Raw genomic sequence first — 21,739 nt, 5'->3', positions numbered from 1 at the left:
TTCGGACAGCGGCGCCGCGAGCGATCAAGCCGCCCCGAACGCCGAGAACGCCCATCCGGTCGCCTGGTGCAGCGCGTCACCCGGCAGCGCGGCGCGCGCGTCCCGCAGGGCCTCCGCCAGGGAGCGCCCCTCGCTCAGCCCTTTGTGCAGCGCGAGCATCAGGGGCACGACCGCCGCGTCGTTGACGGGCGCGCTGCTCGCCACCACCCCCGCCGTGCCGAGCGGCAGCAGGGCGGTGACGAGTCCCAGCAGCTCGTCGGCGCCGACCGAGGCGAAACGGGCGGTGTCGCAGCAGGACAGGATGATCCGGTACGGGCTGCGCTCCAGGCGCTCGAAGTCGTGCACGATGAGCGGCCCGTCGGCCATCCGCAGGTCCGAGAAGAGCGGGCTGTCGGCGCGGAAGGTGCCGTGTGCCGCGATATGGGCCAGTGCCGCCCCGTCGAGCTCCTCCAGCACCCGCGGCACCCTCGCGTCCGCGTGTTCCAGGACGACGGATCCGCGGTACCGGGAGGCCAGATGCGGCACCTCCGCGCCACCGGTCGCCAGCCCCGGGCCGCGTACCAGCACATGCCGGCCGCCGGGCGGCGGCTCGGTCTCCCGGGCGCGCAGCCAGCTGCTCGCCGACGGCGACACGCTGAGCACCCGCTCGCGCAGCGCCGGCAGCAGCGCCCATGGCACCCGGTGCAGCCGGGCGGGCGGCACGACCACGACGGGCCCCTCGCCCAGATGAGCGGCGGCCGGGCCGAGCAACAACTCCTGAAGCCGCCTGCCCGCGGCCTCCACGATCGGCAGCCGCCCCTCGGCGCCCGGATGCGCGAGCCGCCGCAGACCGGCCTGGACGTGCTCGGCCTCGCCCTCGGCCTCGGCCAGCAGCCCGGCCGCGAACCGGCGTACCCGCCCCTGACCGCACAGCAGTACCTGGACCCGCCCGTCCAGGACGGCGAGTTCGACCAGGCGTACGTCGTCACCGAGCCGTTCCAGCAGCCGGCCCGTGTCGAAGCGGTAGCCGTCGCCGGGCGCGTCACCGCGCATGTGCAGGGTCCGGGAGCGTATCTCCCGTTCCAGGCGCCGCTGTTCACGCTCCAGCGCCGGAACGGGCCGGGCCTCCCTACGGGCGGCCTCCGCACGGGCCGCGATCTCGCGGAACGCGGTCAGATGGCGTTGCAGTTCCGGGTCGGCCGGCGGCCGGGTCGGCGGTGCGGACAGCGCGGTGGCCCGCCAGCGCTCGCTCCACACCAGCAACCTCCGCGCACTGCCCGTATCGACGCTCGCCTGCTGGGCCAGGGCGGCGAGTTCCGCGCCCTGCGCGGTGGCACGGGCCCTGAGCTCGGAGGCGCCCAGCGTCATGCGGTGGGCGTCGAGCACGTCCAGGCCGCGCCGACACGCCTCCAGGACCCCCCTGCTGGAATCGGCGGCCCGGGCCCGCAGCGCCTGCGCCGCCCAGCCCGTCATCCGCGCCAGCGGCGGACCGCTGCGCCTGCTGCGCGCGGCCACGGCCAGATGCCGCTCGGCGTCCGCCCGCCACCCGAGCGACAGCGCGATCCGGCCCGCGAGCAGCGAGGCCTCCGGGGCGGCCGGCGCGCCGAAGGAGGCCAGCCGTTCGGCCACCGCCGCCGTGTCGGCGACCAGCCGGCCCGAACTGCGTCCGGCGGCCACCCGCGCCTCGATCAGCACCAGCCGGGCATGCGCCTCCCACCAGCCGCGCCGCTGCCCCGCGAAGAGCCGTACGGCCATGTCGGCGCGCGCGATCGCCGTGTGCGCGTCACCCGCCGGCAGGGCGGCGCGCGCGGCGGCCAGCAGCAGCTCGGCCTTGCGGGTGGACTGGCCGCCGATGCCGTCGAGCACGGTGATCGCCGCGTCGGCCTCGGCGAGCGCCTCCCGGGCCAGCCCCGCGGCCATGAGCACCTCGCAGCGGCGGATGTTGAGCATGAACGTCGGTGTGCCGAGCTTGGCGTACCGCTCCTCGGCCTCGTCGAGCAGCCGCAGCGCCGCCGGGATGTCACCCGCCCGGAACGCCGCGAGCCCCCGGCTCTCCACCGCGTCGGCCTTGTCGTGCTCCTGGCCGGTGGTGTCCCACAGCGCCTCGGCCGCGGTGAAGTCGGCGTCGGCACGCTCCACCGCCCCGAGCGCCAGATGCACCGTCGCCCGCAGGGTCAGGGCCCGGGCCGTCCAGATGACGTCCTCCACCTGCCGCAGCACGGGGATGGCCCGGCGCACGTCCTCCAGCGCCTCGCGGTGACGGCCGAGCACCCAGCGGGCGTAGGCCCGGCGGAACAGCACCCGGGCCCGGGTGTGACCGCTGCCGCGCTCGATCCCGCGCTCCAGCGCGGCCAGGCCCTGCTGCGTGCGCCCCGCGTGCACCAACGCGACCCCGAGCGCCGCCAGGGCGTCCGCCTCCCGGTCGGCCGACTCCGCGCGGGCCGCGAGGTCCCGGGCACGCCGCAGATGGTGGAGGGCGATGCGCATGTCGCCCCAGTCCCGCTGCCAGATACCGATCACCTGGTGCGCGACGGATGCGTGCCACGGCGACGGATCGGCGTCGAGAACCCCTTCCGCCCTCGCCAGCGCGTCGTTGGGTGCGGCGAACACCATCGGCAGCAGTTCGAGAACCGAGTCGCTTCCCGCTGTCACTCCACGGATGGTAGTTGCCCCGGAACCGTGCCACACCGGTTTGGCGCTGTATCAATCAGCGACCGCACGGCTCTGACTGACGACCGTCGCCTCAGCAGGAGGACACGCCATGGCACCACAGCGATTCCACGAGCAGTTCGCGCAGATCCAGCGCTCCATGCCCGACGTCCCCCTCGCGATGGGACCGGACGACTCAGCGGAGTTCATCTACGAGAAGGGCTACGTGCTGGTCCGCGACGGCGAGGACGCCCGCCTCGTCGAGGACACCGTGCGGGCGCACTTCACCGCCGAACCCGACCTCGTGCAGGACCGCGTGCGCCGTGTCACCCCGCGGGCCAACCGCTCGGGCATCACCCGCATCCAGGTCGGCGACCCCGGCGAGGGCGACCCGCGCGGCGACCGCACCGTCGCGCACGCCCTGCGCGCGCTGCGGGAGACCGAGGGCCGGGCCGGACGGCGCCTGGTCAGCCGCAACCACCTCGTGGCGATCGCACCCGGGGTCAACTCCTGCCCCGGCGACGAACCGGCGCCCGCCCCGACGGCCGGGGGACTCAACCCCGCCCCGGCCGAGGGCACGTACGAGGCGGACACCGCGATCGGTGTCCTCGTCGTCGACACCGGTCTCATGCACGACTACCGGTCCCACCCGCTGCTGGCCCACACCGAGGGCGACGCGCAGATCCAGGAGTGCGACGGCGACGGCGTCCTCCAGGAGTACGTCGGACACGGCACGTTCATCGCCGGCCTCGTCGCCGCCGTCGCACCCAACACCGACATCACGGTCCGCAACTCCCTCAACGACGCCGGCGCCATCCTGGAGTCCGAGTTCGGCGAGAAGCTCTTCGAGGCCGTCGACGCGGGCGGCTGGCCCGACATCCTCAGCCTCTCGGCCGGCACCTCCAACGGGCGTACCGACGGCCTGCTCGGCGTCGAGGCATTCATGCAGGAACTGCGCGAACAGCGCACCCTGCTCGTCGCGGCCGCCGGCAACAACGGCAGCGCCACCCCCTTCTGGCCCGCCGCCTACGCCGACCTGCCCGAGTACCAGGACGTCGTGCTGTCGGTCGGAGCGCTGCGCAGCGACGGCGAGTTCGGCGCCTGCTTCAGCAACCACGGCGCCTGGGTGAAGGCCTACGCCCCCGGCGAGCGCCTCACCAGCCTCCTCACCGGTTTCGACACGCCCGTGCCGTACGTCTACCAGCACTCCACCTACGACGCCTGCCGCTACGGCTTCGGCTACTCCTGCACCTGCCAGTCCCCGCGCCACAACGGCGTGTTGAGCGAGGAGGGCGGCACCACCAAGCCCGACCAGGTGATGTTCGAGGGGTTCGCCTGCTGGAGCGGCACCTCGTTCGCCACCCCCCTCGTGGCCGGCATGATCGCGGCGCACATGAGCGGGCAGCAGGAGAGCGACCCGCGGGTGGCCCGCTACAAGATGCTCGCGGCGAACTCCGGCTACGCCGAGGTGCGAGGGGCGCACGTACCGGCCCTGCGTCCCCCGACCTGGCGCCCTGTCCCGGTCGTGCTCCCGGCACCTCGGTCATGAGGGTCGGAACCGTCCCCTCCGCGGCGTACGATTGCTTGCCGTACACGAGGGGTGGGGCTGTGGACCGTGCAGATGTCGGTGCGTTGGTCCAGTCCGCCGTCGACGGCGACGCGGCGGCCTGGAAGGCGCTCGTGGAAGGACTGAGCCCACTGGTGTGGTCCGTGGTGCGCGCGCACCGGCTCAGCGACGCCGACGCCCACGAGGTGTACCAGACCGTCTGGTTCCGCTTCGCCCAGAACCTCGGGCGGATCCGGGAACCCGAGAAGGCCGGGTCCTGGCTCGCCAGCACCGCTCGGCACGAGTGCCTGAAGGTGCTCAAGAGTCTGCGGCGGCTGACCGTGACGAACGATCCGCAGCTGCTCGACCGGGTCAGCGAGGACCGTACGCCCGAACAGTCCGTGCTGGACTCCGAGGAGGCGGCCGCGGAGGGTGAGCGGATCCGCTGGATGTGGCAGGAGTTCGAGGAACTCGGTGACCGCTGCCGTCAGTTGCTGCGGGTGCTGATGGCCTCACCGCCGCCCAGTTACCAGGAGGTGTCCGCCGCACTGGGCATCGCCGTGGGCAGCATCGGGCCACTGCGCCAGCGCTGCCTGCGCCGCCTTCGGGCCCGACTCGACGCACGGGGAGCGCTGTGAACGACGACATGCACGACGAGATGAGGGACGAGGAGCCCCCCGGCGACGACGGGTTCGACGTAGGGCTGCTGGAGGAGGAGCTCCGTCAGGCCGCCGCGATCCTGGACCCCGTGCCGGCCGACCTGCAGCAGATCGCCGTCGAGGCCTTCGCGCTGCACGACCTGGACGCCCGTATCGCCGAGTTGACCTTCGACTCGGTCGTGGACGCCATTCCGGTCAGGGGAGCGACGGACACACCGCGGATGCTGACGTTCCGCGCGGGGGAGGTCACCGTCGACGTGGAGGTGACCGCACAGGGCCTGATGGGGCAGGTGCTGCCGCCGCAGCAGGCGCGGATCGAGGTGCTCGCCGGGCCGCAGACCGCCGTGCCGGTCGACGCCGACGCCATGGGCCGTTTCACCAGCGAGGCTCCGCCGAGCGGCCCCTTCGCCCTGCGGCTGCGGACCGGCGGCGAGGTCGTGGTCACGGAGTGGCTGCGGGCCTGAGCCGCCGGATCAGCGTGCCGCGGCGTCCACCAGCGCCGCCAACGCCCGTGCGAGCCGGGTGAGTCCGGGACCGGCCGGACCGCCCGGCTCCGTCATGTAGACGTCCCGGCGGATCTCGATCATCAACGCGTCGACACGGGCCTCGGCGCCGTGGAACGCCAGCGGGACGTAGGTGCCGCTGAACGGGCTGTCCAGCCCTGTCCCCCCGCACGGCGCGAACGCCTCCCGGGCCGCCGCCAGCAGCTCGGGCGACGTGTGGAAGGAGTCGGTGCCCAGGCAGATCGCCGGCCGCGGACCCTCGCCGTGCAGTTCGTAGGGGAGCGGGGCGCTGGGATAGGAGTGGACGTCGATGATCACGGCCCGGCCGGTGGCGGCGAGCCGGTCGGCCACGGCCTGCGTCATGGCCTTCGCGTACGGCCGGAAGTACCGCTCGATGAGCGGCTCCGGGTCGCTGTCCGGCGGACGTAGATCCGCGCGGTGGGTGGTCTTCGTGTAGACGGCGCCCATGCCGACGGCCAGCATGTCCTCGCGTTCGTCCGGGAACCGCTCCGGATCCACGACGAGCCGCGAGAGCCGGTTGACGAACCGCCATGGCGTGAGTCGTGACGCCCGGGCCGCCCTCTGTGCGAGCGTCGCGGTGTGCGCGTCGACGATGTGGTCCAGCTCCCGCTCCAGCGCGATGTCGTCCAGCACGATCCCCGCGCGCACCTCGGGCGGTATCTTCCGCGCGGAGTGCGGCACATGCAGGATCACGGGCGACCCGTCGGCGCCGGGGAGCAGCTCGAACGACGGTTCGGCTGAGGTCATGAGGTCTGCTCCCGGGGCGTTGTCAGTGGTGTGGTGCACCATCACAGCATGAACATCGGCAACCAGCGGGTGACAGCGCACCCGTTCCTCAAGTCGCTCTACGCGGACGGCTATTACCCCGACCACATGGTGGACCGGGGCAAGGAGATCCTGCTGCGCCTGTGCGAGCGCATCGAGGCGGAACGGCCCGCCGACCTGGCCGCGCTGTACGTCCTGACCCATGAGGCCACCGACGAGTTCAACGACCTTCAGGACGAGGACTTCGACATCGAGACCGTGGCTCGGGAGGAGATAGCCGAGGAGTTCTGGTTCGTGGCCGACGCCTACGGCTTCGCGGACGCGGACGTGGAGGAACTGATCGCCACACGGGACTGGTGAGGCGCCTGACCGTCCACGCCTTCTCCCGTGCCGTGCGTCGTCGGCGTCTGCTGCGCCGTCGTGGCCGGTCGCCGTACGGCTCCGCCCCGGCCGGCTGTGGGCCGGTCGGGGCGGGATCGCTCATCGGGTGGCCCGTTCGGACCCTCGCGTCAGCTCAGGGACGCGAGCGCCTCGTTCCAGGTGGCCGACGGGCGCATGACCGCGGCGGCCTTGGCCGGGTCGGGCTGGTAGTAGCCGCCGATGTCGGCCGGCTTGCCCTGGACGGCGATCAGCTCGTCGACGATCTTCTGCTCGTTCGCGGCGAGCGTCTCGGCGAGCGGGGCGAAGGCCTTGGCCAGGTCCGCGTCGTCGGTCTGCCGGGCCAGCTCCTGCGCCCAGTACAGGGACAGGTAGAAGTGGCTGCCGCGGTTGTCGATGCCGCCGACGCGACGGGTCGGCGACTTGTCCTCGTTGAGGAAGGTGGCCGTGGCGCGGTCCAGCGTGTCCGCGAGGACCTTCGCGCGGGTGTTGCCGGTGGCGGTCGCGTACTGCTCCAGGGACGGCACCAGCGCGAAGAACTCACCGAGGGAGTCCCAGCGCAGGTAGTCCTCCTTGACCAGCTGCTGGACGTGCTTGGGCGCGGAGCCGCCGGCGCCCGTCTCGAACAGGCCGCCGCCCGCCATCAGCGGGACGACCGACAGCATCTTGGCGCTGGTGCCCAGCTCCAGGATGGGGAACAGGTCGGTCAGGTAGTCACGCAGCACGTTGCCGGTCACCGAGATGGTGTTCTCGCCGCGGCGGATGCGCTCCACCGACAGCTTGGTGGCCTCGACCGGGGCGAGGACGCGGATGTCCAGGCCCTCGGTGTCGTGCTCCGGCAGGTACGCGTTGACCTTGGCGATCAGGTTGGCGTCGTGCGCGCGGGTCTCGTCCAGCCAGAAGACGGCCGGGTCCCCGGTGGCGCGGGCGCGGGTGACGGCCAGCTTCACCCAGTCCCTGATCGGCGCGTCCTTGGTCTGGCAGGCGCGGAAGATGTCGCCCTCGGCGACCGGCTGCTCGATGAGCACGTTGCCGGCCTGGTCGACCAGGCGGACCGTACCGGCGGCCTTGATCTCGAAGGTCTTGTCGTGGGAGCCGTACTCCTCGGCCTTCTGCGCCATGAGGCCGACGTTCGGGACCGAGCCCATGGTCGACGGGTCGTAGGCGCCGTTGGCGCGGCAGTCGTCGATGACGGCCTGGTAGACCCCGGCGTAGGAGGAGTCAGGCAGCACCGCGAGGGTGTCGGCCTCCTGGCCGTCCGGGCCCCACATGTGGCCGGAGGTGCGGATCATCGCCGGCATCGAGGCGTCCACGATCACGTCGGACGGCACGTGCAGGTTGGTGATGCCCTTGTCGGAGTCGACCATCGCCAGGGCCGGGCCCTCGGCGAGCTCGGCGTCGAAGGACGCCTTGATCTCGGCGCCGTTCGGCAGGGCGTCCAGGCCCTTGAAGATGCCGCCCAGACCGTCGTTCGGGGTCAGACCGGCGGCGGCGAGGTCGGCGCCGTAGCGCTCGAAGGTCTTCGGGAAGAAGGCGCGCACGACGTGGCCGAAGACGATCGGGTCGGAGACCTTCATCATCGTCGCCTTGAGGTGCACGGAGAACAGCACGCCCTCCTCCTTGGCGCGGGCGACCTGCGCCGTGAGGAACTCGCGCAGCGCGGCGACGCGCATCACGGAGGCGTCGACGACCTCACCGGCGAGGACCGGTACGGACTCGCGCAGAACGGTGGTGGCGCCGTCTTCGGCGACGTGCTCGATCCTCAGCGCGCCGGCCTCGGAGATCACGACGGACTTCTCGGTGGAGCGGAAGTCGTTGCGGCCCATGGTCGCCACGTTCGTCTTGGACTCGCCGGTCCAGGCACCCATGCGGTGCGGGTGGCTCTTGGCGTAGTTCTTGACCGAGGCGGGGGCGCGGCGGTCGGAGTTGCCCTCGCGCAGGACCGGGTTCACCGCGGAGCCCTTGATCTTGTCGTAGCGGGCCTGGATCTCCCGCTCCTCGTCGGTCTTGGGGTCGTCCGGGTAGTTCGGCAGCGCGTAGCCCTGGCCCTGCAGTTCGGCGATGGCCGCCTTGAGCTGCGGGATCGACGCCGAGATGTTCGGCAGCTTGATGATGTTGGCCGCGGGCGTCTTGGCGAGCTCACCGAGCTCCGCCAGCGCGTCCGGGATGCGCTGGTCCTCGGTCAGGTACTCCGGGAACACCGCGATGATGCGGCCGGCCAGCGAGATGTCACGCGTCTCCACGGCGACACCCGCCTGCGAGGCGTACGCCTGGACCACCGGCAGGAAGGAATACGTCGCCAGGGCCGGGGCCTCGTCAGTGTGCGTATAGATGATGGTCGAGTCAGTCACCGGGTGCTCCGCTCCACGTCTGCAACATTGCTCGACATCAAGATATCTCGTGATCGACCTGTACTCGACAGGGGTCCGCACACAGGCGGGTGGGGGCCACCCCCGCCCACCGCGCCCGGCGCTAAGAGGAAGCGGCGCGTCCGTGCAACCTCAGGGGCCCGTCCGGTGGTCATGTAAGCAGATCACCGAACCGGAGATCACCGATTCCGGCGGCCGGACCCGACCACCCGGCCGCCCGAGCGAAAGCGGACCATGAGATATCGCACCCGAGTGACGGCCCCCGCGGCCGCCCTGTTCGGCACCGCCGCCGCCCTGACCGCCGCGCCCGGCGCGCACGCGACACCGACGACGCAGCAGACGGGGACGTCGGCCGCCAAAACCTCCGGCGAGCCGGGACCCGAGACCCTCGGCGACCCGGTCTTCCCGGCCCTCGGCAACGACGGCTACCGCGTCGAGGCCTACCATCTGGACTTCTCCTACGACCCCGCGACCCGGCTCGTCGACGCCACCGCGACCCTGAAGATCCGAACCACCCGGGCCCTGACCCGCCTCTCCCTCGACGCCCTCGGACTGGACGTCCGCGCCGTCCGGGTCGGCGGCCGCAAGGCGACCTACGAGCAGGTCGACGAGAAGCTCCGCGTCACACCCGCACGGAGCCTGCCCGCCAAGTGCTCGGCCACCCTCCGCGTGGAGTACACGGCGGACCCGCGACGTGATCTGCCCCACACCGGCTGGGTCGACACGCCGGACGGGTTCGCGGTGTGCTGCCAGCCGAACTCCGCGCACACCGTGTTCCCCTGCAACGACCACCCTTCGGACAAGACCGACTTCTCCTTCCGCCTCACCGTCCCGAACACCCTGCGCGGCGTGGCCACCGGCCTGCTCGTGCGCACCGAGAGCCTGAGCGGCGACCGCACCGCCTACACGTACCGCTCGCGTGAGCCCATGGCCACGGAGCTGGTGCAGATCACGGTCGGCGACTACGTGGTGAAGGACCGGCAGGGTCCGCACGGGCTGCCGCTGCGCGACGTCGTCCCGACGGCGCGGGCCGCGGCGCTGGAACCGGCGCTCGCGCTGACGCCGAAGCTGGTGGAGTGGATCGAGGCGCGGCTCGGGGCGTACCCCTTCGAGACGTACGGACTGCTGCCCTGCAACTCCGACGCCCCGGACGCCTTCGACTTCACCGGCCTGGAGACCCAGACCCTCACCATCTACAAGCCGAACTACCTCCTGCAGGAGGAGAAGAAGATCGGCTCGCACATGATGCACGAGCTGGTCCACTCCTACTTCGGCAACAGCGTCAGCCCGGCCACCTGGGCCGACCTGTGGCTGAACGAGGGCCACGCCGACTTCTACGGGCTGCTCTACCGCTACGAGCGCGGCTGGCCGGACTCCCTGGGCATGACCACCATGGAAGCCCGGATGAAGGACACCTACGCGCGCGGCGACCAGTGGCGCCGCGACTGGGGCCCGGTCGCGGCACCGAACGCGGCGAACCTGTTCGAGTCGCAGCGCTACCTGGGCGGCGTCCTGGTCCTGTACGCGCTGCGCAACCTCGTGGGCGAGGCGGCCTTCAACGCCCTGGAGCGTGCCTTCCTCGCCCGGTACCGCAACTCCTCGGCGTCCACGGCGGACTACATCGCCGTCGCCTCGGAGGTCTCGGGCCAGGATGTGTCCGGATTCCTCCAGGACTGGCTGTACGGCACCAAGACGCCCCGGATGCCCGGGCACCCGGACTGGACGGTCACCCAGGTGAACCCGTCGCTCGTCGCGCCGCACAGCCGGCGGGGTGGCCACTACCACGACAACTCGGCCACCCTGTAGTCGTCCCGCGGGACGGCGGCGTACGTCAGTCGAGGCGGACGGGGGTGAACTCGTCCGCCTCCTCGGGGCCGCGCTGCTGCGGTATCGCCACCGTCCCCTGCTGGATGGCGACCGTCCGGGTGGGCGCCGGGATACGGATGCCCTCCAGGCGGTAGCGCCGGTGCAGGCGCTTGATGAACTCGTGCTTGATCCGGTACTGGTCGCTGAACTCGCCGACGCCCAGGATCACGGTGAAGCCGATCCTGGAGTCGCCGAAGGTGTGGAAGCGGATGATCGGCTCGTGGTCCGGCACGGCCCCCTCGACCTCGGTCATCACCTCGCCGATGACCTCGTTCGTCACCCGCTCGACGTGGTCCAGGTCGCTGTCGTAGGCGACGCCGACCTGGAGCAGGATCGTCAACTTCTCCTCGGGACGCATGAAGTTGGTCATGTTCGTCTTCGCGAGCTCCCCGTTGGGGATCACGACCAGGTTGTTGGAGAGGTTGCGCACCGTCGTCTGGCGCCAGTTGATGTCCTCGACGTACCCCTCCTCACCACTGCTCAGCCGGATGTAGTCGCCGGGCTGGACAGTCTTGGAGGCGAGGATGTGAATGCCCGCGAAGAGGTTGGCGAGCGTGTCCTGCAGCGCCAGGGCGACCGCCAGACCGCCGACGCCCAGCGCGGTGAGCAGGGGCGCTATGGAGATGCCGAGGGTCTGCAGCACCACCAGGAAGCCGATGGCCAGGACCAGGATCCGGGTGATGTTGACGAAGATCGTGGCGGATCCCGCGACGCCGGGCCGGGACTGGGTGACCGTCCGCATCAGCCCGGCGACCCCGCGGGCCACCGCAAGGGTCACGACGAAGACGAACAGCACGGTCAGGGTCTTGTTGACGTTGTGCTGCACGGTCGCGGTCAGCGGCAGGGCCGCGCCCGCGGAGGCCGCGCCGCCGAGGAACGCGCCCCACGGCACCACGGTCCGCAGCGCGTCCACGATGAGGTCGTCGCCGCTCCAGCGGGTGCGGTCGGCGTGCTTGCCCAGCCAGCGCAGCGCAACGCGCAATAGGAAGGCCGCAAGCAGACCCGCCGCCAACGCGATCCCGGCGATGACCAGGTCGTCCACAGTGAGCGCTCGCTTCACCGGTCACCCCCGTGAGGAAGAGCTGCGGCGCATTGATGCGCCGACGGCCGGATGTGAAGTCTCGTCACGTTGTCCCCTGCTCGATTTTCCGCGATGTGCCGTCGCGCCGGCCGCCCCGTCCCCCGAGACCCGCGCGGGCTCATCCTGCCGTATCCGGCACAGGTGTTCGTCCCGGGATCGTCGACCTGACGGTCTCACCGGTCGCTTTCGGGCATTCTCTCCTGGACCCCGGGTGGGCGCGGAGGGCCGAACGGCCGCTCTCCGAGGCGTGCCCGGTGCTCGCGCGCCCCACGAGAGCCGCATGCCGCCGCGCACGCCCCCGCGTCGCGCCCTCCCTTCCTCCCTCCCTAGGCCCTGCGGCGATCCGGCTCCCGCCCCGCGAGGCCGCGCGGATCGGCGGGCGCTGAACCGCGTCACGGCGTACGGGCAGTCGAAGGGGGCGGCGCGCTCCTCGCGGCGCCGGTCGACCTGGTCGGTCATTCGCCTCTCAGCAGGGTTCGGGCGCTGCCGCCCCGTCAGATGACCTTCCACCGCACCAGCGCCGCCAGCGTCAACGCCCCCGGCAGCAGCGGCAGCCACACCGTGATGGTCCGGTACGCCAGTACCACGGCCGTCACCACCGCGACCGGGCCGCCGACCGCCACCAGCGCCAACACCAGTGCCGCTTCCACCGAGCCGAGCCCGCCGGGCGTCGGCACCAGGGCGACGGCGACGGTCGCCGCCAGATACGCGAGCGCGATGTGCGCCGGCGGCACCGGGAGTTGCAGGGCGAGCCCCACCAGGACCAGTCCCGACGCCTGCAGCAGGGGAAAGGCCAGCGAGCCGCCCCACAACGCCAGCACCCGGGACGGACGCGAGTGCACCGAGCGTGCCTCGCCCAGCGCGGTGCGCAGGAACGAGAGCACGGCCGTGCGCAGCCGGCGTACGAGGACGAAGAGGGCCACCACCACGACCGCCACCGCGCCGGCCCCGACCAGCAACGGGCCCGAGGCCCGCTCCGGAAGCAGCGGTCCGAGACGCAGGGCGTCCGGGAAAGCGATGAGCAGCGCGGCCAGCAACCCGACCCGGGCCACGCTCTCGGCGAGCAGATACAGCGCCAGCGCGGCCGAGGAGCGGGCCGGCGACAGCCCGCACACGGCCATGAAGCGCAGGTTGACCGCGCTCGCGCCCAGGCCGGTCGGCAGCAGGTGGTTGGCCGCGCCCGCCGCGAACTGGGTGACGAGCAGCCGCAGTCCGGGCAGCCGCTCCACCACCGCCCCCTGCCGGGTCACCGCCGCCGCGACCCAGGTGAGGCAGGTGGCGCAGGCGGCGGCGAGCAGCCACGGCCACTTGGCCGTCGCCAGGTGGCCGATGCCCTCGGCGAGCACGGCACGGTGCCTTGCCGCCACCACGACGACCAGGGCGAGGGGAAGCAGGCACAGGATCCGGCGGAGCGGGACGCGCCGCAGCAGGCGTCCCGCGGGCAGTCGTACGGCTGTCACACCCGGAGAGGTTCGCCGTGCCGCGACAACGGCGGGTTGCGGCAGCGCGGACGGCGTCTTACGGACCGGCTGCGGACGGATCCCGGTCCCGGCGGGCCCGCCGGCGGTCCCGGGCGGCCCGCCGACACCGGCGCTGTTGACCTCAACGAAGCTTGAGGTTCTACGTTCCTCCCCATGAGTATGGAGACCACAGCCTGGACCCAGCTGCACAGCGTCATGAACGCCGAGCGGGAGCGGCGCCCGTTCGCCCGCGCCACACTGCGCCGCATCGGCGCGTTCGCCCGTCCGCACCGCCGAAGGATCACGCTCTTCGTCGTGCTCGGGGTGGCGGCCGCGCTCCTCGCCGTCGCGACGCCCGTCCTGGCCGGACACGTCGTCGACGCGATCGTGACGCGCGGCGACGAGGACACGGTCGTCCGCCTGGCCCTGCTGATCGCCGTCATCGCGGTGGCGGAGGCGGCACTCGGGATCCTCGCGCGGCGGCTGTCGGCGACGCTCGGGGAGGGGCTCATCCTCGATCTGCGGACGGCTGTGTTCGATCATGTGCAGCGCATGCCGGTCGCGTTCTTCACACGCACTCGTACGGGAGCGCTGGTCTCCCGACTCAACAACGACGTGATCGGCGCCCAGCGCGCCTTCAGCAACACCCTGTCCGGCGTGGTCAGCAACCTGGTCACGCTCCTGCTCACCCTCGCCGTCATGCTCACCCTGTCCTGGCAGATCACGCTGCTCGCCCTCGTCCTGCTCCCGGTGTTCGTCATCCCGGCCCGGCGCATGGGCACCCGCATGGCCCGGATGCAGCGAGAGGCCGCCGCCCTCAACGCCGCGATGGGGACCCGCATGACCGAACGCTTCTCCGCGCCCGGCGCCACCCTGGTCAAGCTCTTCGGACGCCCCGAGGAGGAGTCGGAGGAATTCGCGGCCCGGGCCCGCCGCGTCGCGGACATCGGAGTACGCACCGCCACCGCCCAGTCGGTGTTCATCACCGCCCTCACCCTGGTCTCCGCACTGGCCCTCGCCCTGGTGTACGGCCTCGGCGGCTGGTTCGCCCTGCGCGGCACCCTGGAGCCCGGCGCCGTCGTCTCGCTCGCCCTGCTGCTGACCCGGATGTACGCCCCGCTCACCGCGCTCGCCGGAGCCCGTGTCGAGGTCATGAGCGCCCTCGTCAGCTTCGAGCGGGTCTTCGAGGTGCTCGATCTCAGGCCGCTGATCGAGGAGAAGCCGAACGCCGAGCAGGTCGCCGACGGCCCGGTCTCGGTGGAGTTCGACAACGTCCGCTTCGGCTACCCCTCCGCCGACAAGGTCTCCCTCGCCTCCCTGGAGGAGGTCGCGACCCTCGACACACGCGGCGGTGCCGAGGTGCTGCACGGGATCTCCTTCCGCGCCGAACCCGGACAGACGATCGCCCTGGTCGGCTCGTCCGGCGCCGGCAAGTCCACCATCGCCCAGCTGCTCCCGCGGCTGTACGACGTCGACGAGGGCGCCGTGCGCATCGGCGGCGTGGATGTGCGCGACCTGAGCGCCGCGTCCCTGCGCGGCACCCTCGGCATGGTCACCCAGGACGGCCACCTCTTCCACGACACCGTCCGCGCCAACCTGCTGCTGGCCCGCCCCACCGCCTCCGACACCGAACTCTGGGACGCCCTGCGCCGCTCCCGGCTCGACGCACTCGTACGGTCCCTGCCCGACGGCCTCGACACGGTGGTCGGCGAGCGCGGCTACCGGCTCTCCGGCGGGGAACGCCAGCGCATGACCATCGCCCGGCTGCTGTTGGCCCGTCAGCGGGTCGTCATCCTCGACGAGGCCACCGCACACCTCGACAACACCTCCGAGGCCGCCGTCCAGGAAGCGCTCACCGAGGCGCTGGAGGGCAGGACCGCGGTGGTGATCGCCCACCGGCTCTCCACCGTACGGGCGGCCGACCAGATCCTGGTGGTCGAGGCCGGGCGGATCGTCGAACGCGGCACCCACGACGCGCTGTTGGCCGCCGGCGGGCGCTACGCCGAGCTGTACCGGACCCAGTTCGAACAGCGGGACGGGACGCTCGCGGAGGTCGAGACGGCCGCGTGATCCTGCCGTCGAGGGAGGCGTGATTCGGCCAAGCTCGACACCGTACCCCTCACGAACACACAAACATCGACAGGATCATTGCTTCCCTTGGGCTCACGACCTACTGTGCGTTCGGTTTCCCAACAGCTCCGCACAGGAAATGACGCTCCCTCGTAGCCGTGCAGCGCCGCACTGTCGTCCAGAGGAAGGCCCCCGTCGATGCCGAACTCCCCGCTGTCTCCCGCCGGTCCGTCCCGTCGGCCGGGTGTGCCGGTCAGCCGTCGCCGTCTCCTGGAGGGCGGAGCGGCCGTCCTCGGCGCGTTCGCCCTCTCCGGGCCGTCCGCCGTGGCACGCGCGGCCGACGGTGCCGGGCCGGCGGCCGCGACGCCCGAGTGGAACGGCAACATCAGCCTCTTCCGTGTGGGCACCGAGCCACCCCACACCACGCTGATGCCCTACGCGGACGTCCGGCAGGCGCTCGCCGCCGACCGCACCCGTTCGCCGTACCGGTTGAGTCTCGACGGCAAGTGGAAGTTCGCCTACGCCGACCGCCCCGACGGCCGCGACGCCGACTTCCACCGCACCGACGTCGACGACAGCGACTGGGACACCATCCCGGTGCCCTCCGCCTGGCAACTGCACGGCTACGACCGGCCCATCTACATCAACATCACCTACCCCTGGTGGGGCCCCAACGGCCTTGGCGAGGAGGCGCAGCCGCCGGCCGCCCCGACCCGCTACAACCCGGTCGGCCAGTACCGCCGTACCTTCACCGTCCCGCGCGACTGGTCGGGCCGGCGGACGTTCCTGCACTTCGAAGGGGTCAAGTCCGCCCACTACGTGTGGATCAACGGGGAACTGGTCGGCTACCACGAGGACTCCTACGACCCCGCCGAGTACGACATCACCGACCACCTCCGGCCGGGCACCAACCAGATCGCCGTGGAGGTCTACCGCTACTCCGACGGCGACTGGCTGGAGGACCAGGACATGATCCGGCTGAGCGGCATCTTCCGCTCGGTCTACCTCTACTCCACGCCCGCCGTGCACCTGCGCGACTTCCGGCTCGACACCCCGCTGAGCGACGACTACCGGGCGGCCGAACTGTCGGTCACCGCACATGTGCGGGACTACGGCGGCAAGGGGGGCGGCCGGTACTCCGTCGAGACCCAGCTGTACGACGCCGACGGGCACCCGGTGTGGCCCAGACCGCTCCAGCAGACCGTCGCGCTCGACTCCGGCGAGGAGAAGACCGTACAGGCAGCGAAGGCCGTGCCACGGCCGCGCCTGTGGTCGGCCGAGCACCCTCACCTGTACACGGCCGTGCTCCGCCTGCGCGATCCGGCCGGCCGGGTGATCGAGACCCTCTCCCACCGGGTCGGCCTGCGCGAGTTCGCGCTCAAGGACGGCCTGATGCGCATCAACGGCAAGCCGGTCTCCTTCCGGGGCACCAACCGGCACGAGATGCACCCGGTCCGCGGCTCGGCCCTCACCCGCGCCGAGGTGGTCCAGGACATCGAGATCATCAAGCGACTGAACATCAACAGCGTCCGCACCTCGCACTACCCCAACAACCCGCAGTGGCTCGAACTCGCCGATGAGTACGGCCTGTACCTCGTCGACGAGACCAACCTCGAAACCCACGGCATCCGGGGCGAGTACCCCGGCAACCACGCCGAGTGGACCGAGGCGTGTCTGGCCCGCGCGCAGAACATGGTCCACCGCGACAAGAACCACGCCTCGGTGGTCATCTGGTCGCTCGGCAACGAGGCGGGCGGCGGCAGCACCTTCAACGCCATGTACGACTGGATCCGTTCCTACGACACCACCCGCGTGATCCAGTACGAGGGCGACGACCGCCCCGGCATCAGCGACATCCGCTCCGAGATGTACGACAGCCCCTCCCGCGTCGAGGCGCGCGCCAAGGACACGGGCGACACCCGGCCGTACGTGATGATCGAGTACTCCCACGGCATGGGGAACTCCAACGGCAACTTCAAGAAGTACTGGGACGTCGTCCGCCGCTACGACGTGCTCCAGGGCGGCTGGATCTGGGACTTCGCCGACCAGGCCCTCAAGTGGCCCACCCCGACCCGCAAACGCTTCACGGAGGCCGGTCCTGCCGCGCTGCGCGGCGAGATCCTCGCCCCCGCCGGCACCTTCAGCCGCGCCGAGGGCATCAGCGCAGGCACCGTCTTCGCCCGCGACCCGGGCCTCGACCTCACCGGCTCCCTCACCCTGGAAGCCTGGGTCACCCCGCATGTGACCGGCGGCCACCAGCCGATCCTGGCCAAGGGCGACACCCAGTACGCCCTGAAGCAGACCGACAAGAGCCTGGAGTTCTTCATCCACGGCGGCGGCCAGTGGGTCACCGCGAGCTGGGCGCTGCCGGACGACTGGACGGGCCGCGAACACCATGTCGCGGGCGTCTTCGACGCGGCTGCGGGCACCCTCACCCTCCACGTCGACGGCGTGGTCCGGGCCACCCGCACCACCACCCGGCGCCCCTCCGACAACACCGCCTCGCTGGCCCTGGCCACCGACGTCGACAACCCCACCCGCGAGTTCAGCGGCACCATCCGGCGCGCCCGCGTGTACGCCCGCGCGCTGACCGCCGCCGAACTGGCCTCCGACGGCCGCCGCCCCGGCGACGACGGCGTGCGGTTCTGGTTCGACGCCGCCACCGTGGACCTCACCGAGAAGCGGCCCCGCGACAAGACCTTCTACGCCTACGGCGGCGACTGGGCCGACAACCCCAACGACGGGGCCTTCGCCGGGGACGGCATCGTCACCGCCGACCGCGGTCTCACCGGCAAGTCCGCCGAGGTCAAGCAGATCTACCAGGCGATCAACGCCGCCCCCGCCAACGGCGACTCGCTCACCCCCGGCGCCGCCGTCACCCTCACCAACGAGTACCTCTTCACCAACCTCCATGAGTTCGACGGACGTTGGGAGCTGATGTGCGACGGCAAGGTGGTCCGGCGCGGCCGGCTGAGCCGGGCCCAGCTGGACCTGGCCCCGCTGTCGAGCAAGGACGTCACCGTGCCCTTCGAGGTGCCGGACGACCCCGCACCGGGCGCCGAGTACTTCCTCCGGCTGTCCTTCACCACCCGTGAGTCCACGAAGTGGGCCGAGGCCGGCTTCGAGGTGGCCAAGCAGCAGCTCCCCGTCGACGCCGCGAGCCCCGCCGTGCGTCCGCTGCCGCTGGCCGGCGTCCCGGCGCTCGGCCACACCGACGGCGACACCGCGGTCACCGTCACCGGCAAGGGCTTCTCCGTCACCGTCGACAAGCAGAGCGGCGTCATCACCTCGTTCAAGGCCGGCGGCACCCAGCTGATCTCCTCCGGACCCGTCCCGAACTTCTGGCGGGCCCCCACCGACAACGACCGGGGCAACGGCCAGCACACCCGCAACCAGACCTGGCGCGACGCCGGTACCCGCCGCAAGGTCACCGGTGTCGCCGTCCGCGCCCTGCGGGACCGGGCCGTCGAGATCAAGGTCAGCGGCACCCTGCCCACGACCACCGAGTCGACGTACACCACCACGTACACGGTCTTCGGCAACGGCGAGATCAAGGTCGACAACACCCTGCGCCCGGGCGCCGCCTCACTGCCGTACATCCCGGAGGTGGGCACCCTGCTGCTCCTGCCGGGGCGTCTGGAGCACCTGCACTACTACGGCCGCGGCCCCGAGGAGAACCACTGGGACCGCAACAACGCCACCGACGTGGGCCTGTACTCCGGCACCGTGAGCGGGCAGTGGACCCCCTACCTGCGTCCCCAGGAGAGCGGCAACAAGACCGACGTCCGATGGATCGCCCTCACCGGCCGCGACGGCACCGGACTGCTCGTCTCGGGCGAACCGCTCGTCGAGGTCAACGCCTCGCACTTCACGCCCGAGGACCTGTCGGTCGGGGTACGCCACGACTACCAGCTGACCCCGCGTGAGGAGGTCGTACTCCGCGTGAGCCACCGGCAGATGGGCGTGGGCGGTGACAACAGCTGGGGTGCCCACACCCACTACGAGTACAAGCTGCTCGCGAACCGGGACTACTCCTACACCTACCGGCTGCGTCCCCTCAGGGACGTCGACGCGGCGATGGCGGCCTCACGCCGGCCCACCGCCGTGGAGTGACACGGAATCGGGGCCCGATGGCCCCGGCGCCGGTGCGCCGGGGCCATCGGGTGCGCCGTGGCTCAGCGGACCGCCCGGCTCACTCGGTGTGGATCTCCAAGGCGACACGCACGGCGGACTCCACGGCCCCCTCGATCCACGCCGGCTTGACGGACGTGTGGTCCCCGGCGAAGTGCAACGGCCCCTCGCGCACGGGGATGGCGGGCAGCAACTCCGTGTGCTGCCCGGGCAGGAGCACGGACGCCTCCCCGTAGGCGTACGGGTCGCGCAGCCAGCTCTGCGTGCGGCCCGCGCCGGTGTAGAAGACCTCGATGCGCTGGCCGTACACCTGCTGGAGGCCGCACAGTGCGTGTGGGTACCGTGCGTCGTCGTCCAAGGAGTCCCAGCGCAGCGCGTCGTCCGCCCAGCTGTAGGAGGCCAGGACCACACCTCCCGCACTCTCCGGGACCGGGTGGGAGGGGTGGAACATGAACCGGTTGGCGTTGTCCGACACCGAGCCGCCCCCCACGACGCCGACCGCTTCCGGCTGGTCGCGCGCGATCGCTCGGTTGGCGGCGTAGTGGGTGCGCTGACCCGCTGTGATGTGCCCGGCGGGCACGGAGGGATGGGCGCCGAGCAGGCTGCCGTCCGTGGCGGCGCGGCCGGTGCGGTAGGCGTCGTACAGGCCGGGGCCGACGGCGTTCAGCTCGCGCTTCCAGTCGGCCTCGTCGAACTCCCACCAGCGGCGGCTGAACTCCAGCAGCACCTTGGTCGCGCTGTCGTAGTGCAGTTCGCAGACCGCGCGGCGCTTGCCGTACGACATGGGCGGCGCGATCTGCACGTGGCGCAGTCCGGAGAACGGCACCGTGACCACGGCGGCGTCCGCGGTGAACTGCTCGCGTACGACGGGACCGTCGCGGCCCTCGGACACCGTGTCCACCCACACGTGCGGGCCCTTGCCCCGGACGTGCTCGGCGTCCGGCGAAGGACGGTCGGGGTGGTGGTACTCGATACGCGTCACACGGCGGTCGAAGCGCACGTCCCCCCGCACGCGTTCCAGGAGGGCGTCCGGCAGCACGGCCGTGCCGCCCTCCAACTCGTAGAAGGGCGTGCCGGGACTGATGAGGGAGGAACCGATGAAGCTGTGGATGAAGGACAGGGGGAGACGTGAGGTGAGGTTCTCCAGAGTGCCGATCAGGTCGATGGTCCGCTCGTCGAGGCCGGCGTGCTCGGTCAGGAACCGGAACATCGACCAGTCACCGAACCGCTGCACCACGCGGGCCCAACCCCGCACCCGCTCCGGAAGCGGCTTGTCGACCCGCTTGCCGTCGCCGTTGACGTAGCTGAACTCGTCGCGCACCGGGTCCAGGACGGAGCGCAGGATGGCGGCGGCAGGGGTGTCCCAGTGGGCCCGGGGAACGCCGAAGGACCGGTTGATGCGCCGGGGCGCGCGGGCGTAGTCGGCACGCCGCATGCGGATCCCGTTCACATGGATCCAGGTGCGGTTGGCGGGACGTTGCTCGCTGTCGACGTCCACATAGTGGAAACGCCGCTTCTTCAGGCCGAACTGGTCGATGAGATCCATCACCAGGGGATGGCTGTCAGGGATGCGCATCGCGCCCGCTTCGGCGTACTGACGCGGATCGGCGAAGGGCTGCTTCGCCTGTTCGTGGCCGCCGTTGCGGAACGTCTTGATGCGCCCGCCCGCGCGGTTGCCGTTGGCCTCCAGCACCGTCACACGGTGACCTGCCTTCTTCAGCAGCCAGGCACTCACCAGCCCGGCCGGACCGGCCCCGATGACCAGAACGTTCTTCGGTTGTGTCCGCCGCTGAGCCGGCAGGCCCTGTTCGAGGATGCGCTGGTAGCGCGGGACGAGGGGGCGGTTGTCGGAGTCCAGTACGAGCAGTGCGCGAGCGACGGCCAGGCACCGGTCGAAGTCGGCGCCACGGCCGGCGCTCGGGGCGGTCGGGGCGGGCAGGGCCGCGGAGACACCGCCGGTCAGGGCCGTCGCCACCGTGGCCGTGCCGGCCACCGCCGCGAAGCCACGCCGGGAGAGGCCACTGCCTGAGTGCACCGCCGCATGATCTTCAGTCATGGCGGCCTTTGTACTGATGGCCGCGACCAAGCGCCCGCCCTCCGCCGGGCGTTGACTCGATCGAGCGAAGACGGTGACAAACCCTGACGTCGACGCAGGTCCGCCGCATGGGACGGCTCGGAACCCCGAAGGGATGAATGCGGACCGAACCCCGTCTGCCGCCACGAGTCGGTCCTCCACACTGCCACATGCGTATTCGCATCCGT

13 protein-coding genes are annotated in these 21,739 nt (G+C 71.6%); 7 read left to right on the top strand and 6 right to left on the bottom strand.

Going from position 1 to position 21,739, the window contains the following annotated elements:
* Window positions 1-24: 24 nt before the first annotated feature.
* Window positions 25-2,592, bottom strand: a complete 2,568-nt coding sequence (locus ACFYNL_RS21885; RefSeq protein WP_388806263.1) for a CHAT domain-containing protein — start codon at window positions 2,590-2,592, stop codon at window positions 25-27.
* Window positions 2,593-2,740: 148 nt separating this feature from the next.
* Here ACFYNL_RS21885 and ACFYNL_RS21880 point away from each other — a divergent pair, with 148 nt between their 5' ends.
* From ACFYNL_RS21880 to ACFYNL_RS21870, 3 genes are read left to right on the top strand one after another with little or no spacing between them, the layout of a single operon-like run.
* On the top strand, window positions 2,741-4,177 hold the full coding sequence (locus ACFYNL_RS21880; protein ID WP_388806046.1) for a S8/S53 family peptidase: 1,437 nt from the start codon (window positions 2,741-2,743) through the stop codon (window positions 4,175-4,177).
* Window positions 4,178-4,236: 59 nt separating this feature from the next.
* Window positions 4,237-4,812 (top strand): RNA polymerase sigma factor, encoded by a 576-nt coding sequence (locus tag ACFYNL_RS21875; protein WP_388806044.1) that lies wholly within the window; start codon window positions 4,237-4,239, stop codon window positions 4,810-4,812.
* Between the two features lie 8 nt (window positions 4,813-4,820).
* Window positions 4,821-5,297 carry a hypothetical protein gene (locus ACFYNL_RS21870; protein ID WP_388806261.1) on the top strand — a complete coding sequence of 159 codons (477 nt, stop codon included), beginning with the start codon at window positions 4,821-4,823 and terminating at the stop codon, window positions 5,295-5,297.
* A 9-nt stretch (window positions 5,298-5,306) separates the two neighbouring features.
* On the opposite strand, the gene ACFYNL_RS21865 is transcribed toward ACFYNL_RS21870, so the two are convergent.
* Window positions 5,307-6,104 carry an N-formylglutamate amidohydrolase gene (locus ACFYNL_RS21865; protein ID WP_388806042.1) on the bottom strand — a complete coding sequence of 266 codons (798 nt, stop codon included), beginning with the start codon at window positions 6,102-6,104 and terminating at the stop codon, window positions 5,307-5,309.
* 48 nt (window positions 6,105-6,152) lie between these two features.
* Between ACFYNL_RS21865 and ACFYNL_RS21860 the strand changes: the two genes are divergently transcribed.
* Window positions 6,153-6,482: a DUF5713 family protein gene (locus ACFYNL_RS21860; RefSeq protein ID WP_388806040.1), complete on the top strand. Its 330-nt coding sequence runs from the start codon at window positions 6,153-6,155 to the stop codon at window positions 6,480-6,482.
* Window positions 6,483-6,631: 149 nt separating this feature from the next.
* Here the strand turns inward: ACFYNL_RS21860 and ACFYNL_RS21855 are convergent, their stop codons facing one another.
* Window positions 6,632-8,851, bottom strand: coding sequence for an NADP-dependent isocitrate dehydrogenase (locus ACFYNL_RS21855; RefSeq protein WP_388806038.1), 2,220 nt, complete (start codon window positions 8,849-8,851; stop codon window positions 6,632-6,634).
* 252 nt (window positions 8,852-9,103) lie between these two features.
* Here ACFYNL_RS21855 and ACFYNL_RS21850 point away from each other — a divergent pair, with 252 nt between their 5' ends.
* On the top strand, window positions 9,104-10,675 hold the full coding sequence (locus ACFYNL_RS21850; RefSeq protein WP_388806036.1) for a M1 family metallopeptidase: 1,572 nt from the start codon (window positions 9,104-9,106) through the stop codon (window positions 10,673-10,675).
* A gap of 25 nt (window positions 10,676-10,700) precedes the next feature.
* Here ACFYNL_RS21850 and ACFYNL_RS21845 read toward each other — a convergent pair whose 3' ends face one another.
* Together ACFYNL_RS21845 and ACFYNL_RS21840 are read right to left on the bottom strand one after the other, a co-directional pair.
* On the bottom strand, window positions 10,701-11,795 hold the full coding sequence (locus ACFYNL_RS21845) for a mechanosensitive ion channel family protein (protein WP_388806035.1): 1,095 nt from the start codon (window positions 11,793-11,795) through the stop codon (window positions 10,701-10,703).
* Between the two features lie 515 nt (window positions 11,796-12,310).
* Entirely contained in the window at window positions 12,311-13,276 is a 966-nt protein-coding gene (locus ACFYNL_RS21840) for a YbhN family protein (protein WP_388806033.1), read from the bottom strand.
* Between the two features lie 180 nt (window positions 13,277-13,456).
* Between ACFYNL_RS21840 and ACFYNL_RS21835 the strand changes: the two genes are divergently transcribed.
* Both ACFYNL_RS21835 and ACFYNL_RS21830 read left to right on the top strand, forming a co-directional pair.
* Window positions 13,457-15,346: an ABC transporter ATP-binding protein gene (locus ACFYNL_RS21835; RefSeq protein WP_388806259.1), complete on the top strand. Its 1,890-nt coding sequence runs from the start codon at window positions 13,457-13,459 to the stop codon at window positions 15,344-15,346.
* Between the two features lie 198 nt (window positions 15,347-15,544).
* Window positions 15,545-19,459, top strand: coding sequence for a glycoside hydrolase family 2 TIM barrel-domain containing protein (locus ACFYNL_RS21830; protein WP_388806031.1), 3,915 nt, complete (start codon window positions 15,545-15,547; stop codon window positions 19,457-19,459).
* A 79-nt stretch (window positions 19,460-19,538) separates the two neighbouring features.
* On the opposite strand, the gene ACFYNL_RS21825 is transcribed toward ACFYNL_RS21830, so the two are convergent.
* A complete protein-coding gene (locus ACFYNL_RS21825) occupies window positions 19,539-21,533 on the bottom strand; it encodes a flavin monoamine oxidase family protein (RefSeq protein WP_388806029.1) in 1,995 nt (664 codons plus the stop codon).
* Window positions 21,534-21,739: the final 206 nt, after the last annotated feature.

Origin of the sequence: Streptomyces sp. NPDC007808 (assembly GCF_042868655.1) — a bacterium.
GTDB lineage: Bacteria > Actinomycetota > Actinomycetes > Streptomycetales > Streptomycetaceae > Streptomyces.
Note: the sequence above shows the minus strand (reverse complement) of the source record. Positions and strands in the feature narration are given on the sequence as shown.